The sequence below is a fragment of the Sphingomonas sp. 8AM genome, from assembly GCF_902506455.1.
Classification (GTDB): Bacteria; Pseudomonadota; Alphaproteobacteria; order Sphingomonadales; family Sphingomonadaceae; genus Sphingomonas.
This window is the reverse complement of the sequence record NZ_LR733844.1, coordinates 1,699,569-1,715,085: the sequence shown is the minus strand read 5'-3', so window position 1 is coordinate 1,715,085 and position 15,517 is coordinate 1,699,569. Positions and strand designations below refer to the sequence as shown.

At 67.0% G+C, this 15,517-nt stretch carries 16 protein-coding genes; 2 read left to right on the top strand and 14 right to left on the bottom strand.

Going from position 1 to position 15,517, the window contains the following annotated elements; all coding sequences use genetic code 11:
- Positions 1-193: 193 nt before the first annotated feature.
- The 9 genes from accD to phhA form a co-directional block, all read right to left on the bottom strand.
- Entirely contained in the window at positions 194-1,060 is an 867-nt protein-coding gene (gene accD / locus BACI71_RS08125; RefSeq protein ID WP_159757363.1) for an acetyl-CoA carboxylase, carboxyltransferase subunit beta, read from the bottom strand.
- Entirely contained in the window at positions 1,057-1,857 is an 801-nt protein-coding gene (gene trpA / locus BACI71_RS08120; protein ID WP_159757360.1) for a tryptophan synthase subunit alpha, read from the bottom strand. Before trpA ends, accD begins: the two co-directional genes overlap by 4 nt.
- Entirely contained in the window at positions 1,854-3,098 is a 1,245-nt protein-coding gene (gene trpB / locus BACI71_RS08115; protein WP_159757357.1) for a tryptophan synthase subunit beta, read from the bottom strand. Before trpB ends, trpA begins: the two co-directional genes overlap by 4 nt.
- Complete coding sequence (locus BACI71_RS08110) at positions 3,095-3,733, bottom strand: phosphoribosylanthranilate isomerase (RefSeq protein ID WP_159757354.1); 639 nt, start codon at positions 3,731-3,733, stop codon at positions 3,095-3,097. Before BACI71_RS08110 ends, trpB begins: the two co-directional genes overlap by 4 nt.
- Positions 3,734-3,775: 42 nt before the next feature.
- Positions 3,776-4,450, bottom strand: coding sequence for an orotidine-5'-phosphate decarboxylase (gene pyrF, locus BACI71_RS08105; RefSeq protein WP_159757351.1), 675 nt, complete (start codon positions 4,448-4,450; stop codon positions 3,776-3,778).
- Positions 4,450-4,767 (bottom strand): lipopolysaccharide assembly protein LapA domain-containing protein, encoded by a 318-nt coding sequence (locus BACI71_RS08100; RefSeq protein ID WP_159757348.1) that lies wholly within the window; start codon positions 4,765-4,767, stop codon positions 4,450-4,452. The genes pyrF and BACI71_RS08100 overlap by 1 nt, the downstream gene beginning before the upstream one ends.
- A gap of 45 nt (positions 4,768-4,812) precedes the next feature.
- Positions 4,813-6,111, bottom strand: a complete 1,299-nt coding sequence (hmgA, locus tag BACI71_RS08095) for a homogentisate 1,2-dioxygenase (RefSeq protein WP_159757345.1) — start codon at positions 6,109-6,111, stop codon at positions 4,813-4,815.
- 148 nt (positions 6,112-6,259) lie between these two features.
- Positions 6,260-7,318 carry a 4-hydroxyphenylpyruvate dioxygenase gene (gene hppD / locus BACI71_RS08090; protein WP_159757342.1) on the bottom strand — a complete coding sequence of 353 codons (1,059 nt, stop codon included), beginning with the start codon at positions 7,316-7,318 and terminating at the stop codon, positions 6,260-6,262.
- A gap of 24 nt (positions 7,319-7,342) precedes the next feature.
- Positions 7,343-8,194 carry a phenylalanine 4-monooxygenase gene (phhA, locus tag BACI71_RS08085; protein WP_159757339.1) on the bottom strand — a complete coding sequence of 284 codons (852 nt, stop codon included), beginning with the start codon at positions 8,192-8,194 and terminating at the stop codon, positions 7,343-7,345.
- 95 nt (positions 8,195-8,289) lie between these two features.
- Between phhA and BACI71_RS08080 the strand changes: the two genes are divergently transcribed.
- Positions 8,290-8,760 (top strand): Lrp/AsnC family transcriptional regulator, encoded by a 471-nt coding sequence (locus BACI71_RS08080; RefSeq protein ID WP_159757336.1) that lies wholly within the window; start codon positions 8,290-8,292, stop codon positions 8,758-8,760.
- An 84-nt stretch (positions 8,761-8,844) separates the two neighbouring features.
- Here the strand turns inward: BACI71_RS08080 and trmFO are convergent, their stop codons facing one another.
- A complete protein-coding gene (trmFO, locus tag BACI71_RS08075) occupies positions 8,845-10,215 on the bottom strand; it encodes a methylenetetrahydrofolate--tRNA-(uracil(54)-C(5))-methyltransferase (FADH(2)-oxidizing) TrmFO (RefSeq protein WP_159757333.1) in 1,371 nt (456 codons plus the stop codon).
- A 59-nt stretch (positions 10,216-10,274) separates the two neighbouring features.
- On the opposite strand from trmFO, the gene BACI71_RS08070 reads away from it, so the two are divergent.
- Entirely contained in the window at positions 10,275-10,706 is a 432-nt protein-coding gene (locus BACI71_RS08070) for a DUF488 domain-containing protein (RefSeq protein ID WP_159757330.1), read from the top strand.
- A gap of 29 nt (positions 10,707-10,735) precedes the next feature.
- Here the strand turns inward: BACI71_RS08070 and BACI71_RS08065 are convergent, their stop codons facing one another.
- From BACI71_RS08065 to yaaA, 4 genes are all read right to left on the bottom strand, one after another.
- Positions 10,736-11,089, bottom strand: a complete 354-nt coding sequence (locus BACI71_RS08065; RefSeq protein WP_159757327.1) for a DUF952 domain-containing protein — start codon at positions 11,087-11,089, stop codon at positions 10,736-10,738.
- The gene (gene gyrA / locus BACI71_RS08060) at positions 11,086-13,857 is read right to left on the bottom strand and encodes a DNA gyrase subunit A (RefSeq protein WP_159757324.1); all 2,772 of its coding nucleotides are present in this window, start codon (positions 13,855-13,857) and stop codon (positions 11,086-11,088) included. Before gyrA ends, BACI71_RS08065 begins: the two co-directional genes overlap by 4 nt.
- A 172-nt stretch (positions 13,858-14,029) precedes the next feature.
- On the bottom strand, positions 14,030-14,686 hold the full coding sequence (locus BACI71_RS08055; RefSeq protein WP_159757321.1) for an SDR family NAD(P)-dependent oxidoreductase: 657 nt from the start codon (positions 14,684-14,686) through the stop codon (positions 14,030-14,032).
- Positions 14,686-15,432: a peroxide stress protein YaaA gene (gene yaaA / locus BACI71_RS08050; RefSeq protein WP_159757319.1), complete on the bottom strand. Its 747-nt coding sequence runs from the start codon at positions 15,430-15,432 to the stop codon at positions 14,686-14,688. The genes BACI71_RS08055 and yaaA overlap by 1 nt, the downstream gene beginning before the upstream one ends.
- Between the last annotated feature and the right edge of the window lie 85 nt (positions 15,433-15,517).

The window sequence follows — 15,517 nt, the reverse complement described above, 5'->3', positions numbered from 1 at the left end:
GTCACTTGACGTTTCTGTCCGTCCCCCTGGTTCGTCGTCCCGGACCCTTCTAAAGCTCAGAAGGGCCTTGATCCGGGACCCGCTTCCTAGCGACGACCGAGGCCAGAAGCGGGGTCCCGGATGAGGTCCGGGATGACGGAAAACGGCACGTGATCGGCGACTGTCGATTGGCCCACGTAATTCGGGCAGTCGGTCAGGCGGCCTTGCGCTCGCCGGAGAGATAGCTGATCACGGTGGCAAGCTTCGCGCGCAATTCGCGGCGGTGGACCACCATGTCGATCATGCCATGCTCCAGATAATATTCGCTGGTCTGGAAATCCTCGGGCAGCTTCTCGCGAATCGTGCTCTCGATCACGCGGCGACCGGTGAAGGCGAGCGTCGCCTTGGGCTCTGCGATGTGGACGTCGCCGAGCATCGCGTAGGCGGCCATCACGCCGCCCGAGGTCGGGTCGGTCAGCACGACGATATAGGGCAGCCCGGCATCGTGGAGCATCTGGATCGCGACGGTGCTGCGCGGCATCTGCATCAGGCTGAGAATGCCCTCCTGCATCCGCGCGCCGCCCGAGGCGGTGAAGACGATGAACGGTGCGCGGTCCTTCACCGCGGTCTCTACGCCCTGGATGAACGCCTCGCCAACCGCCTGGCCCATCGAGCCGCCCATGAAGGCAAAGTCCTGGACCCCAATCACGACGCGGTGGCCGTCGATTGTACCGCGCGCGTTGACGAAGGCGTCCTGCTCGCCGGTGCTGGCGCGCGCGGCCTTGAGGCGATCGGTGTAACGCTTAGAATCGCGGAACTTGAGCGGGTCCTCGGGCGAGCGCGGGGCGGGCAGCACGTCAATGCTGGCGGGGTCGAGCAAATGCTCGAACCGCTCGCCCGGGCCGATCCGCTCGTGATGGTCGCAGGTCGGGCAGACGTGGAGGTTTTCCTCCAGCTCCTTGGTGAAGACCATCGTCCCGCAGCCCTTGCACTTGTGCCAGAGGTGGTCGGGAGTCTGCGCCTTCGCGCCGCCGGGGACGATCCCGGACAAAGCGTTGCGGACGTTGCTGAGCCAGCTCATGCGGAAACCTTTCGTGCGTCGGCAAGCGCAGCCGACAGCGTCTGAATATAGGCCGCGACGGACGCAGGCGCAGCGGCACCATGCTTGGCGACAATCTCGACGATCGCCGAGCCGACGACGACGCCGTCTGCAACACGGCCGATCGCGCGCGCCTGTTCGGGCGTGCGAACGCCGAAGCCGACCGCGACCGGGAGATCAGTGGCTTGCTTCAGCCGCGTGACCGCTTCCTCGATCGACGCCTGCTGCGCCTGTTGCTTGCCGGTGATGCCGGCGACCGAGACGTAATAAATGAAGCCGCTCGCGCCGTTCAGGACATCGCTGATCCGCTTGTCGCGGGTGGTAGGGGTGGCGAGGCGGATGAGATCGATTCCCATCGCGCGTAACTGTGGTCCAAGCGCATCGTCTTCCTCGGGGGGAACGTCGACGCAGATCACGCCATCCACACCGGCGTCACGCAGTGCGGTGGCGAACCATTCCGGCCCGCGGCGCAGCATCGGATTGGCATAGCCCATCAGCACCAGCGGGGTGAGCGGGTGGCGGGCGCGAAAATCCGTCGCAATCCGCAGGATGTCGGCGGTGGTTACCCCGCCGCCCAGCGCGCGGATGTTCGCGGCCTGGATTGCCGGACCGTCCGCCATTGGATCGGTGAACGGCATCCCCAGTTCGATCACGTCAGCGCCGCCCTCGACCAGCGCATCGAGGATCGCGGGCGTGGCGGCGACCGACGGATCGCCGGCGGTGATGAAGCAGATCAGCGCCGGACGATCGGCGATGAACGCGTCGGATAGACGGGTCAAATCTGCACTCCCAGCGCTTCGGCGACCGTGAAGATGTCCTTGTCGCCGCGTCCGCACAGATTGGCGACGATGATCGCATCCCGCGGCATGTCCTTGGCGATGCGCGCCACCGCGGCGATGGCGTGCGACGGTTCCAGCGCGGGGATGATGCCCTCGGTCCGGCACAGGAGCTGGAAGGCGTCGAGCGCCTCGCGATCGGTGACCGCAGTGTATTCGACGCGACCGCCGTCCTTCAGCCACGCATGTTCGGGGCCGATGCCGGGATAGTCGAGCCCGGCGGAGATCGAATGCGCCTCCGCGATCTGCCCGTCGTCGTCCTGCAACAGATAGGTCTTGTTGCCGTGGAGCACGCCCGGGAAGCCGCCGGCGAGGCTGGCGGCATGTTTGGCCTCCAGGCCTTCGCCCGCCGCCTCGACGCCGAGCATCTTGACGTCGACATCGTCGAGGAACGGGTGGAACAGCCCGATCGCGTTCGACCCGCCACCGATCGCGGCGACCAGCAGGTCGGGCAGCCGTCCGGTGCGGTCGAGCAATTGCGCGCGCGCCTCGCGGCCGATCACGCTCTGGAAGTCGCGGACCAGCTCCGGATAGGGATGCGGGCCGGCGGCGGTGCCGATGATGTAGAAGGTGTCGTGGACGTTGGCGACCCAGTCGCGCAGCGCCTCGTTCATCGCGTCCTTCAGCGTGCGCGCGCCGCTCTCGACCGCGCGGACCTCGGCCCCGAGCAGCTTCATGCGGAAGACGTTCGGCTGCTGCCGCTCGACGTCCTTGGCGCCCATGTAGATCACGCACGGCAACCCGAAGCGTGCGCAGACCGTCGCCGTGGCAACGCCGTGCTGGCCGGCGCCGGTCTCGGCGATGATCCGCGTCTTGCCCATGCGGATCGCGAGCAGGATCTGGCCGATGCAATTGTTGATCTTGTGCGCGCCGGTGTGGTTCAGCTCGTCGCGCTTGAACCAGACCTGTGCGCCTCGTTTTTCGCCATCTTGGCCGTCGGGCGCGCTGTCGCGCAGCGTGTCGGTCAGCCGCTCGGCATAATAGAGCGGCGACGGGCGGCCGACATAATGTTCGAGCAGGTCGCCGAACTGCGCGGCGAACGCCGGGTCCTGCTTGGCGGCGCGATATTCGCGCTCCAGGTCTAGGATCAGCGGCATCAGCGTTTCGGAGACATAGCGGCCGCCATAGGGGCCGAAATGCCCGCGCTCGTCCGGCTGCGCGCGGAAGGAATTGGGTGCGTTCATGATGCGGAAACCCGTTGCAGGAAGGTGGCGATCTTGTCCACGTCCTTGACGCCGGGCGCGGACTCGACGCCTGACGAAACGTCGACCAGCGGGGCGCGGGTCCGTGCGATCGCCTCGGCGACGTTCGCGCTGTCGAGCCCGCCCGACAGCGCCCAGGGGAGCGGGTGGCGGAAGCCGTCGAGCAATTGCCAGTCGAAGCGGAGGCCCATGCCGCCGGGGAGCGTCGCGCCTTCCGGCGTCTTGGCGTCGTATAGCAGGCGGTCGGCGGCGTCGGCGAAGGCGGGGGCGGCGGATAGGTCGGCGCGGGTCTTGACCGCGATCGCCGCCCAGGTCTCGCGTTGCGACAGGCGGCGGAGTGCGGCGACGCGTTCGGGCGTGGTCTTGTGGAGCTGGATCGCGTCGAGCCGCCCGGCGGCGACCGTGGCGGCGAGCAATTCGTCGTCGGGGTCGACGAACACGCCGACCTTGCGGACGTGCGCGGGTACCTGCGCGGCGAGGCCCGCGAGACGATCGAGCGTCAGGTGGCGAGGTGATGGCGGGAAGACGACGAAGCCGACATGGCTCGCGCCGCCCTTGAGCGCGGCGTCAAGCGTTTCGGGCGTGGACAGGCCGCAGATCTTGGCGGTGACGGGCATCGCGTGGCTTTAGGCGCTTGCTGCCACCCTGCCAATAACGCGTTAGAGCGTGGCGGCGATCGCGCGCGCGGCGGCGTCCGGGTCCTCGGCCTGGGTGATCGGGCGGCCGATCACAAGCATCGATGCGCCGTGGTCGACCGCCATCCGCGGCGTCACGACGCGCTTCTGGTCGCCGACCTCGCCATCCGCCGGGCGGACGCCGGGGACGACGAAATAGCCCTTCGGCCACGCGGCATGCGCGGCCTTCACCTCGGCGCCGGAGCAGACGATGCCGTCGAGCCCGGCCGCGTGCGCCAGCTCGGCGAGGCGCAGGACGTGGTCGTGCGCGCTGCCCGCCACGCCGGTCGCGGCGAGATCATCCTCGTCGAGGCTGGTGAGCATCGTGACCGCGACCACCTTCGTCGAGGGATGTGCCGCCGCCTTGGCATCCTCCAGCATCGCGCGGCCGCCGCTGGCGTGGACGGTCAGCACCGCGGGGGCGAGCCCCGCCAGCGACTGCACCGCCTTGGCGACGGTGTTGGGGATGTCGTGGAGCTTCAGGTCGAGGAAGACGGGGAGGCCGATCTCTTCCATCGCGCGGATGCCAGCGGGGCCGTGCGCGCAGAAGAATTCCAGTCCCAGCTTGATGCCGCCGACATGGTGGCGGACCTTCTGCGCCAGCGTGCGGGCGCGATCGAGATCGGGGGTGTCGAGCGCGACGAAGATGCGGCTGGCCATCACTCGGCTCCGGTTGCGGGGGCCGCTGGGGGTGTGTGGGCCGCTGGCGTCTCGGCACCGCGGACAGCGGCGAGCGCGCTCTCGGTCGCGCGTTCCGCGGCGGTAAGTCGCTGACGCAGGCGGAAGCGCACCCAATGCTGGTAGACCAGCGTCGGCACGAAGCCGAGCAGGAAAGTGACCAGCAGCAGCAGCGGCAGGTTCACCTCCGCGACCAGCCCGCCGAAAAGCTGGACGGTGACATTGGTCCAATTGCCGAACGTGAACACCGCGGCGACGAACGCCAGCAGCGACCAGAACAGGATCTTGAGAAACTGCATAAGCGGCACGCTAGCAGGGTCGACGGTTTTTTCCAGTGCGGTGGATCACCGCGGGAGTGTCGCCTTGGGAAAGCCGCGCCACACGTCGTCGTAATCGAGCTGCATTGTTGGCGAAGTTTGCGCCCAGGCGGTGGTACGCACGACGTGACGGGTCTCGAACATGAACGCCATCGCTCCGTCGATCTTGACCGGTTTCAAGTCGCTTGTGACCGCTTTCTCATAGCTCGTCTGATCAGGGCCGTGGCCATTCATCTGGTTGTGGAGGCTCGCACCGCCGGGCACGAATCCGCCGCCTTCCTTGGCATCGTAGGCGCCGACGATCAGGCCCATGAACTCGCTCATGACGTTGCGATGGAACCACGGCGGGCGGAACGTGCCCTCGGCGACCATCCAGCGCGGCGGGAAGATCACGAAATCGCAATTGGCGGTGCCGGGAGTGTCGCTCGGTGAGGTGAGCACGGTGAAGATCGACGGATCGGAATGGTCGAAAGACACGGTGTTGATCGCATTGAACCGTGTCAGATCATAGCGATAGGGGGCGAGGTTGCCATGCCATGCCACCACGTCGAACGGCGAGTGATCGAGCGTGGTTTGCCAGAGCGCGCCCTGAAATTTCTGGATGATCGTGCAGGGCTCGTCGCGATCCTCGAACCATGCGGCCGGCGTTTCGAAGTCGCGGGGATTGGCGAGGCCGTTCGCACCGATCGGGCCGAGATCGGGGAGGCGAAAAGGCGCGCCGTAGTTTTCGCAGACGTAGCCGCGCGCGCGCCCGTTGTTGTCGAGCCGAACGCGGAAGCGTACACCACGCGGGATCACCGCGATCTGGAGCGGGGCGACGTCGAGGCGGCCCATCTCGGTGTCGATCGTCAGCGCGCCCTTCTGCGGCACGATCAGCAGCTCGCCGTCAGCGGAGAAGAAGGCGCGGTCCATGTCAGCGGTCGCGGCGTAGAGGTGGATCGCGACGCCGGTCTGCTCTGCGACGCTGCCGTTGCCACCATAAGTAACGAGGCCGTCGAGCCAGTCGGTCGCGGCGTCCGGCCACGGGAGCGGGTCCCAGCGCATCCGGTTGGGCGAGGGCGGCGTGTCGAAGGGCGCGGCGCGGAGGTTCGGCGCGCCATCGTAGCGGGTGAAGGCGTGGTGCTGGGCGGTCGGGCGGAGGCGATAGAGCCACGTTCGGCGATTCTCGTGGCGCGGCGCGGTGAAGGCGGTGCCGGAGAGCTGTTCGGTGTAGAGGCCGAAGGGGACGTGTTGCGGCGAGTTGCGGCCGATCGGGAGCGCGCCGGGGACCGCCTCGGTCGAGACATGGTTGCCGAAGCCGGGGTGGTAGCGGGGCGTTTCGGTCATGGCTCTCTCCTTTTATCAACCCGCCGGTTCGCGGACCGCCTGCCTCTTTCGTCATCCCGGACTTGATCCGGGATCCCGCTTCTTTTCTCCTCGGACATAGAAGAAGAAGCGGGGCCCCGGATCAAGTCCGGGGCGACGGGAAGGTAACTTACGCCTCGACCTTGACCACGCCGCGCCGGATCTGATCCAGCTCGATGCTTTCGAACAAGGCCTGGAAATTGCCGTTACCGAAACCCTGATTGCCCTTGCGCTGAATGATCTCGAAGAAGATCGGACCGACCATATTCTCGGTGAAGATCTGGAGCAGGATACCCTCGTCGCCGACGTTGCCGTCGATCAGGATGCGGTTGCGCTTCAGCCGCTCGAGGTCCTCGCCATGGTCGGGGACGCGCTTGTCGACCAGTTCGTAGTAGGTCTCGATCGTGTCCTGCAGCCGCACGCCGCGCGCGCGCAGCTTCTCGACCGTCTCGAAAATATCGTCGGTGGTCAGCGCGAGGTGCTGGATACCCTCGCCGTTATACTCGCGGATGAATTCCTCGATCTGCGAGGTTTCGTCCTTGCTCTCGTTGAGCGGAATGCGGATCGCCAGATCGGGGGCGATCATCGCCTGGCTGAACAGCCCGGTGGCCTTGCCCTTGATGTCGAAGAACTTCTGCTCCTCGAACCCGAACAGCCGGCCGTAGAAGCTCGACCACGTCCGCATCTCGCCGCGGCGGACATTGTGGGTGAGGTGGTCGAGGATATCGAGCCCGACGTTGTTCTGTGCGGCGGCCTCGCGCCAGCCGGGCACTTCCTCCCAATCGGCGTAGAGGTCTTCGCCCGCCTTGACGAGATAGAGGTAGCTGCCGCCGATCCCCTCGATCGGGAAGCTGCCGTCGCCGAGCGTGCCCGTCGCGGCGTCGACCGCGGTCGCGCCCTCCGCGATCGCATGGTCATAGGCGGCCTGCGGATCGGCGACGCGGAACGCCATGCCGCTGGCCGACGGGCCGTGAAGCGCGCGGAAGTCGGCGGCCTGCCCGGTCGGCTCACGGTTGAGCAGAAGGTTGATGCGACCCTGTACGTAGCGTGTCACCTGCCTGGTCGGGTGACGGTGCGCGGCGACGAAGCCCATCTGCTCGAACTGGCTGGCGAGCGCGTCGGGATCGGGCGAGGTGAATTCGCAGAACTCGAAGCCGGCGAGGCCGAGCGGATTGGCGGGATCGGTCATGGTCGGGCCTTTCAGGTGAAGAGGTTAGCGGCGGGCGTGCGCTTGCGTGCCGCGCGCGTAGACGCGGTCGTCCGCCAGGATCGTCTCCGGGTCGTGATCCGGCTGGCCTTCCAGCTCGGCGTAAAGCGGGGCGAAATCGGTGTTGAGCGTCTGCTCGAGCAGGTCCTCGAAACTGTCGATGACGAAGTAGCTCTGCTGGAAATCGTCGATCCGGTAACAGGTGCGCATCACGCGCTTCAGGTCGAACGCGATCCGGTTCGGGGAGGGGTCGTCGAGCGCGAAGATCGATTCGGATCGCGAGGAGACGATACCGGCGCCATAGAGCGCGAGGCCGTCGCCCGCGCGCACCAGCCCGAACTCGACGGTGTACCAGTAGAGCCGCGACAGGCGATCGATCGCGCCCATCGCCGCGGCGCGCTGCCCGCCTCGTCCATAGGCCTGCATGTAATCGGCGAACACCGGGTTCGCGAGCAGGGGAACGTGGCCGAAGACGTCGTGGAAGACGTCCGGCTCCTGAAGATAGTCGAGCTGGTCCGGGCGGCGGATGAAATTGCCCGAGACGAAGCGGCGGTTGGCGAGATGATCGAAGAAGACGTCGTCGGGGACGAGACCGGGGACGGCGACGACCTGCCAGCCGGTTGCCTTCATCAGCCGCTCCGAGAGTTCGTCGAAATCGGGGATGCCGGGTTTCGACAGGCGGAGGACGTCGAGGCCGTCCAAGAACTCCGGCGTGGCGCGGCCGGGCAGCATCGCGATCTGGCGCGCGAACAAAGTGTCCCAGGTGGCGTGTTCCTCGGCCGTGTACGCATCCCAGCCCTGCGGGATCGTCCAATCGGCGGCGGCTCCATCGGGGCGGGTGATCGTTGCGTCTGCCATAAGGGCACGATCGCATATGGCGGCGATCAATGCTTATCAGAATATGGGCCTTCGTGGCTTCCGGTGAAACGGGCAGCGCGCTATATGGCGATTAGATGAACCAGTCCGATCAACTCGACCCGATCGATCGCCGGATCGTTTCTGCGTTGCAGGACGACGGGACGCTGAGCAACGCCGATCTGGCGCAGCGCGTCGGCGCGTCGTCGGCGTCGTGCTGGCGGCGGGTCAAGGCGCTGGAGGCGTCGGGCGTGCTGACGCGGACGGTGCGGCTGGTCGATCCGGCGGCGGTCGGGCGCGGGGTCAACGTGCTGTGCAACGTGCGGATGCGCAGCCACGCGGTGGAGGCGCGGCAGGCGTTCGAGCAATTCGTCGACGGGCGGCCGGAGATCGTCGAGAGTTTCTCGATGTCGGGGGAATGGGATTATCTAATGCGGATCGTCGTGGCGGATGTGAGTGATTACAATCACTTCCTTATGCAGGTGCTGCTGGGGCATCCTTCCGTGGCGGGCGCGTCGTCGCATTTCGCGCTGTCGATGACGAAATATACGACGGCGATTCCGGTTTGAGTCGTCATTGCGAGCGTAGCGAAGCAATCCAGGGCGTCCTGGTCCGGCCCTGGATTGCTTCGCTACGCTCGCAATGACGGATGATTAAGCCGCCAGCCACTCCGCGAGCGCGGTGCGTGCACGGTCGGTATACATCTTCTTGCGATCGGCTTTCTTCGTGCGGCCGGGGATCGGCGGGAAGAGCCCGAAATTGACGTTCATCGGCTGGTAGCTGTCCGCCTCCGCGCCGCCGGTGATGTGCGACAGAAGTGCGCCGAGCGCGGTTTCGACCGGCGGCGGCGCCAGCGTCTCACCGCGCAGTTCGGCGATCGCGAAGCGGCCGGCGAGCAGGCCGATCGAGGCGCTCTCGATATAGCCCTCGCAGCCGGTGATCTGCCCGGCGAAGCGGATGTTCGGGCGCGAGCGGAGCCGCAGCGTTTCATCGAGCAATTCGGGCGAGCGCAGGAAGGTGTTGCGGTGCAGCCCGCCGAGCCGCGCGAACTCGGCGTTTTCGAGGCCGGGGATGGTGCGGAACAGCCGAACTTGCTCGGCGTGCTTAAGCTTGGTCTGGAAGCCGACGATGTTCCACAGCGTGCCGAGCGCATTGTCCTGCCGGAGCTGGACGCAGGCATAGGGCCAGCGGCCGGTGCGCGGATCGTCGAGGCCGACGCCCTTCATCGGGCCGAAGCGCAGCGTTTCGGGGCCACGCTCCGCCATCACCTCGATCGGCATACAGCCTTCGAAATAGGGGACGTTCTCCCATTCGCGGTATTCGGTCTTCTCGCCGTCGATCAGCGCGGCGACGAAGGCGTGATACTGGTCCTTGTCGAGCGGGCAGTTGATATAGTCCGTCCCAACATCGGGTGAAGACAGCCCCCGGCTGTCTTCAGTCTGCCCGGGGGGCAGACGGCCCGATGTTCCCTTATTCCAGCGCGACTGGAACCACGCTGTCTCCATGTCGATCGAGTCGCGGTGGACGATCGGGGCGATCGCGTCGAAGAAAGCCAGCGAGTCGCGGCCGGTTTCGGCGGCGATCCGTTCCGACAGGCCGGGCGCGGTGAGCGGACCGGTGGCGATGATCGCAGGCGTGTCGGGGAGCGTGTCGATCCGCTCGCGGACGACGGTGATGTTCGGGTGCGCCGCCACCGCCGCCGTCACGCCGGCGGAGAAGCCGTCGCGGTCGACGGCCAGCGCCGAACCGGCGGGGACGCGGTGGCGGTCGCCTTCGCGCAGGATCAGCGAGCCGAGCGCGCGCAATTCCTGATGCAGCAGGCCGACGGCGTTGCTGTCCGCATCGTCGCTGCGGAAACTGTTCGAGCAGACCAGCTCGGCGAGATCGTCGGTGTGGTGAGCGGGGGTGGTGTCGCCGCCGCCGCGCATTTCGGACAGGCGGACCCTGAACCCGGCGCCGGCCAGTTGCCACGCTGCTTCCGACCCGGCGAGCCCGCCGCCCACGATATGAATGTCATACGTCATCGGGGGCGGATAGCGGGTGCGGCTTGTCTTGTCAGCGGCGCGCGACCACCTCTGGGCACATGACGATCTATACCATCGGGTACGAAGGCGTGACGATGGCGGAGTTCATCGCGGCGTTGCAGACCACGGGCGTGCGGCGGGTGATCGACGTGCGGGCATTGCCATTGTCGCGACGACCGGGCTTCTCCAAGTCGCCGCTCGCGGCGTCGCTGCGCGAGGCGGGGATCGATTATGTGCACCTGAAGGCGCTGGGCACGCCGAAGCGCGGGCGCGATGCGGCGAAGAAGGGCGACGTCGCGACACTGACCGCGGTATATGACGACCAGCTGGAGCTGCCCGAGGCGCAGGCGCAGGCGGCGCAGATGCTGGCGCTGGCGGACGAGGTGCCGAGCGCGTTGCTTTGTTTCGAGCGGGACCCGTGCCATTGCCACCGGACGTTGTTGTTGCAGGCGGTGGGCAAGGGGCGTGAGGTGGTGGATCTATACGCCTGATCGTCGCCCCTACCTCCGCCGGGCGACGGTTAGCCGGTGGTGGGGAGCTTGATCGTGCCGTCGGCGCGGCGGTCGAGCGGGCCGTAGGCGATGACCGTTTCCAGCAGCATCTCACCGTAAAGGTGCGGGAAGAGCTGGCCGCCGCGCGACTCTTCCCACTTCACCTTGTCGCCGTGCGCGGCGAGGTCGACCGCGACGATGTGCAGATCGGCCTGTCCGGCGAAATGCTTGCCGATCGTCTCGGCAAGCTGTTCGGCGGTCGACAGATGGATGTAGCCGTCCGCCACGTCGACCGGCGCGCCGCCGAACTGCCCATGCTGTTCCAGCGTCGCCATCTGCCCGGCGGTCAGGACCTTATAGGCGGTCAGCGGCAGGTCGGTCATTCGCCATCCTCCGGGCCGGCGGCGGCATCGTCGCCGACCGTCGCGTCATCCACCGGCGCTACCGCCTGATCGCCGGCCAGTTCCTCCGCGACCAGCGCCTCGGCGGCATCCTCGGGCTCGGGCTCCTCGTCGATCCGCGCGGCGGACACGACATGCTCGTCCTTGGCGACGTTGAACAGTCGCACGCCGGCCGATCCGCGGCCGATGACGCGCAGCGAGCCGAGCGGCATCCGGATCATCTTCGCCTGATCCGTCACCAGCATCAGCTGCTCGGCCTTGGTCGAGGGGAAGCTGGCGACGACCGGGCCGTTGCGCGCGATGTTGTCGATGTTGGTGATGCCCTGACCACCACGGCCGGTGCGGCGATATTCATAGGCCGAGCTGATCTTGCCGTAACCGTTGGCGCAGACCGTCAGCACGAACTGCTCGCGCGCGCGCAAATCCTCGAAACGGTCGAGCGGCATCGTCAGCTCGCCCTCGCGTTCCTTCCACGGCGCGTTGCGGAGATATTCGTCGCGCTCTTCCTGATCGCGGACCCCGACGCGGTGCAGCACCGACAGCGAGATCACCTGATCGTCGCCCTTGAGCGCGATGCCGCGCACGCCGGTCGAGTTGCGGCTCTGGAACTCGCGGACCTCGTCGGCGGCGAAGCGGATCGCTTTGCCGGCACGGGTGGCGAGCAAAACGTCGTCGCCCTCGTCAAGCAACGCCACGCCGATCAGGCGGTCGTCGGCATCCTCGCCCTCGAACTTCATCGCGATCTTGCCGTTCGAGGGCACGTTGGTGAACGCGTCCATCGAGTTGCGGCGCACCGATCCCTTCACGGTGGCGAACATGACGTGGAGCTTGCCCCATTCCGCCTCGTCCTCGGGCAGCGGCAGGACGGTCGAGATCGTCTCGCCCTGATCGAGCGGGAGCAGGTTGATCATCGGGCGACCGCGCGTCGCCGGCCCGCCCTCGGGAAGGCGCCAGACCTTCATGCGGTACACGCGGCCGAGCGTCGAGAAGAACAGCACCGGCGTGTGCGTCGAGGTGACGAACAGCTTGGTGACGACATCCTCGTCCTTGGTCGCCATACCGGCGCGACCCTTGCCGCCGCGCGCCTGCGCACGGAAGGCATCGAGCGGGGTGCGCTTGATGTAGCCGGCCATGGTGACGGTCACCACCATGTCCTCGCGCTCGATCAGGTCCTCGTCGTCGATCCCGTCGGCGGCCGCAGCGATCTCGGTGCGGCGCGGGGTCGCGAACAGCTCGCGCACCTCGCGGAGTTCGTCGCGCATCACCGCGTAGAGCTTCACGCGGTCGGAGAGGATCGCCAGCAGTTCCGCGATCGAATCGGCGAGCGTCTTGAGCTCGTCGCCGATCTCGTCGCGGCCCAGAGCGGTGAGGCGGTGAAGGCGCAGGTCGAGGATCGCGCGGACCTGCACTTCCGACAGGCGGTAGGTGTCGCCCGCGACATCGGTTTCGAGCGCCTCGACCAGCCGCAGGTACGGCGCGATCTCGGCGATCGGCCAGTCGCGGGTGAGCAGCTTGCCGCGTGCCTCCGCCGGGCTCGACGAACCGCGGATGATCCGCACGACTTCGTCGAGGTTCGTTACCGCGATGACGAGGCCGAGCAGGATATGGGCGCGCTCGCGGGCCTTGTTCAGCTCGAACTTGGCGCGGCGGGTGATGACCTGTTCGCGGAACTGCACGAACGCGCTGATGATGTCGCGCAGGTTGAGCAATTCGGGGCGGCCGCCGCGGATCGCGAGCATGTTCGCGGGGAACGAGCCCTGCGCGGGCGTGTGCCGCCAGAGCTGGTTGAGCACCACCTCGGGGGTCGCGTCACGCTTCAGGTCGATAACGATGCGGACGCCTTCGCGGTTCGATTCGTCGCGAATGTCGCTGACGCCCTCGATCCGCTTGTCCTTGGCGGCCTCAGCGATCTTCTCGACGAGCGCGTTCTTGCCCTGCTGGAACGGGATTTCGGTCAGCACGATCGAGGTGCGGTCGCCACGCCCGGTCTCGATCTTGTGGCGGCTGCGCACGATCACCGAGCCGCGCCCGGTCTCATAGGCCGAGCGCGCGCCGGCGCGGCCGAGGATGATCGCGCCGGTCGGGAAGTCCGGGCCGGGGACGATCTCCATCAGCTCTTCGGTCGTGATCGCGCCATTGTCGAGATAGGCGAAACAGGCGTCGATCACCTCGCCGAGATTGTGCGGCGGGATGTTGGTCGCCATGCCGACCGCGATGCCGCCCGCGCCATTGACCAGCAGATTGGGGAAGCGCGCCGGCAGCACCTGCGGCTCGCGCTCCGACCCGTCGTAGTTCGGTTGGAAGTCGACCGTATCCTTGTCGAGGTCATCCATCAAATAGTTGGCGGACTTCGCCAGCCGCGCCTCGGTATAGCGCATCGCGGCCGCGGGATCGGGGTCCATCGAGCCGAAATTGCCCTGACCGTCGATCAGCGGCACGCGCATCGACCAGTCCTGCGTCATGCGGACCAGCGCTTCGTAGATCGAGCTGTCGCCGTGCGGATGATATTTACCGATCACGTCGCCGACGATGCGCGCCGACTTGCGATACGGGCGGTTGTACAGGAACCCGCTTTCGTTCGCCGAGAACAGGATTCGGCGATGCACCGGCTTCAGCCCGTCGCGCACGTCGGGCAGCGCGCGCGCCACGATGACGCTCATCGCATAGTCGAGGTAGCTGGTCTTCATCTCCTCGACGATGGAGATGTTGGCGATAGCGGAAGGATCGGCGAGGACGGTGTCGTCGGCCAACTTTAGGTACTTTCTTTTTACGGATTCGTTTCAGGCGCGTGTCTAGGCGGCATGAGGCACAAAGTCACGCCCGGGGCGACCGGGATGGGCGAGCGTCTGCCTCGTCCTGTCCTGACGGCCCCAATCACCGCCGCGTCATTGCGACCTAGCTCGCAATGACGAAGAAGGGCGATCACGGCGTGATCTCGGCACCATCCCACGCGAACAGCTTGCCGCTGTCGGTCGGCTTCAGCGCGTCGAGCACGTCGAGCAACTGCACCGCGGCGCGATCGGGCTGGAACAGGTCGCGTCCGCTCTGCTGGAACGGCCTGGACAGCCGGGTGTCGACGGTGCCGGGATGGAGCGCGACGACGATCCCGCGATCGTTGCGGCGCTTGTCCTCGATCGCCAGCGTGCGGATCAACTGGTTGAGCGCCGCCTTGCTCGCGCGATAGCCGTACCAGCCGCCGAGCCGGTTGTCGGAAATGCTGCCGACGCGCGCCGATAACGCCGCGAACACCGAGCGGCCGGTGCGGGGCAGGATGGGCAGGAAGTGCTTGGCCACCAGCGCCGGGCCAATCGCGTTCACCGCATATTGCTTCGCCAGCCACACCGGATCGAGATCGCGCAGCGCTTTCTCCGGCCCGTGTTCCGCGTCGTGAAGCAGGCCGGTGGCCACGACCACCATATCGGCCTTGCCGACCTGCGCGGCTGCTGCGGCGATGGTCGGTTCGTCCGTCAGGTCCAACTCGGCGCGGGTGAGGCGGACGACGTCATTCTCTTCCTCCGCCAACGCGTCGGCGAGTGCCGCGCCGACGCCGCCGCCGGCACCAATCACCACGGCGCGCATCAGGCGGCCCTCCGGAAGGTCCAGCGGGCCTCGTCGCTGGCATTGGCGTCGAAGCGATAGCCGGCGGTGTCGAACGCCTTCATGCCGTCCAGATCGGCGACATGATGCTCGACCAGATAGCGCGCCATCATGCCCCGCGCCTTCTTGGCGTGGAAGCTGATGAAGCGGTCGTCCGCCTCGCGGAAGTCGACGGCGACGACGCGGACGGCCGACGGGAGTCTTCCGGCGACCGCCTCCCAATATTCGTTGCTGGCAAGGTTGAGCACCACCTTCGACCCCTCGTCTGCCACGTCCTGCGCCAACGCATCCGCGATGCGCGGTCCCCACCAGTCGGTGAGCTTGTCGCGGCGCGGCGCCCAGCGTGTGCCCATCTCCAGCCGGTACGGACGCATCGCGTCGAGCGGGCGGAGCAGGCCATAGAGGCCGGAGAGCAGGCGCAGATGATCCTGTGCGAAACGTACCGCCGGCTCGTCGAGCGTTGCGGCGTCGAGCCCGGTGTAGACGTCGCCCGCGAAGGTATAGAGGGCGGGGCGCTCTTCGGCAGTGTCGAAGTCGCGGAAGCGATCGGCGTTGAGCTTGGCGAGCGCAGGCGAGATCTTCATCAGCTCGGAGAGGCGCTTTTGCGTCAGGTGCGAGGCGGCCTTCGCCAGCGTCGCAGCCTCGGCCGCGAAGCGGGCCGGGGTCGCGGAAAAGGGCGGTGGTGTTTCGAGGTCCAGCGTCTTGGCCGGCGAGAGAACGGCGATCATCGCCGCGCCGTACTCCGGGGCCCGGCCGCGTTCAATTGCGGTTCAGCGGCGGCAACGCATTGCTACGGTACATTCCTTGTACACG

What these genes read in the sequence shown, in the direction of transcription:
- accD (WP_159757363.1), bottom strand. Translation starts at nt 1,060, where the DNA reads ATGAGCTGGCTCAGCAACGTCCGCAACGCTTTGTCCGGGATCGTCCCC.
- trpB (WP_159757357.1), bottom strand. Translation starts at nt 3,098, where the DNA reads ATGAACGCACCCAATTCCTTCCGCGCGCAGCCGGACGAGCGCGGGCAT.
- BACI71_RS08110 (WP_159757354.1), bottom strand. Translation starts at nt 3,733, where the DNA reads ATGCCCGTCACCGCCAAGATCTGCGGCCTGTCCACGCCCGAAACGCTT.
- pyrF (WP_159757351.1), bottom strand. Translation starts at nt 4,450, where the DNA reads ATGGCCAGCCGCATCTTCGTCGCGCTCGACACCCCCGATCTCGATCGC.
- BACI71_RS08100 (WP_159757348.1), bottom strand. Translation starts at nt 4,767, where the DNA reads ATGCAGTTTCTCAAGATCCTGTTCTGGTCGCTGCTGGCGTTCGTCGCC.
- hmgA (WP_159757345.1), bottom strand. Translation starts at nt 6,111, where the DNA reads ATGACCGAAACGCCCCGCTACCACCCCGGCTTCGGCAACCATGTCTCG.
- hppD (WP_159757342.1), bottom strand. Translation starts at nt 7,318, where the DNA reads ATGACCGATCCCGCCAATCCGCTCGGCCTCGCCGGCTTCGAGTTCTGC.
- phhA (WP_159757339.1), bottom strand. Translation starts at nt 8,194, where the DNA reads ATGGCAGACGCAACGATCACCCGCCCCGATGGAGCCGCCGCCGATTGG.
- BACI71_RS08080 (WP_159757336.1), top strand. Translation starts at nt 8,290, where the DNA reads ATGAACCAGTCCGATCAACTCGACCCGATCGATCGCCGGATCGTTTCT.
- trmFO (WP_159757333.1), bottom strand. Translation starts at nt 10,215, where the DNA reads ATGACGTATGACATTCATATCGTGGGCGGCGGGCTCGCCGGGTCGGAA.
- BACI71_RS08070 (WP_159757330.1), top strand. Translation starts at nt 10,275, where the DNA reads ATGACGATCTATACCATCGGGTACGAAGGCGTGACGATGGCGGAGTTC.
- BACI71_RS08065 (WP_159757327.1), bottom strand. Translation starts at nt 11,089, where the DNA reads ATGACCGACCTGCCGCTGACCGCCTATAAGGTCCTGACCGCCGGGCAG.
- BACI71_RS08055 (WP_159757321.1), bottom strand. Translation starts at nt 14,686, where the DNA reads ATGCGCGCCGTGGTGATTGGTGCCGGCGGCGGCGTCGGCGCGGCACTC.
- yaaA (WP_159757319.1), bottom strand. Translation starts at nt 15,432, where the DNA reads ATGATCGCCGTTCTCTCGCCGGCCAAGACGCTGGACCTCGAAACACCA.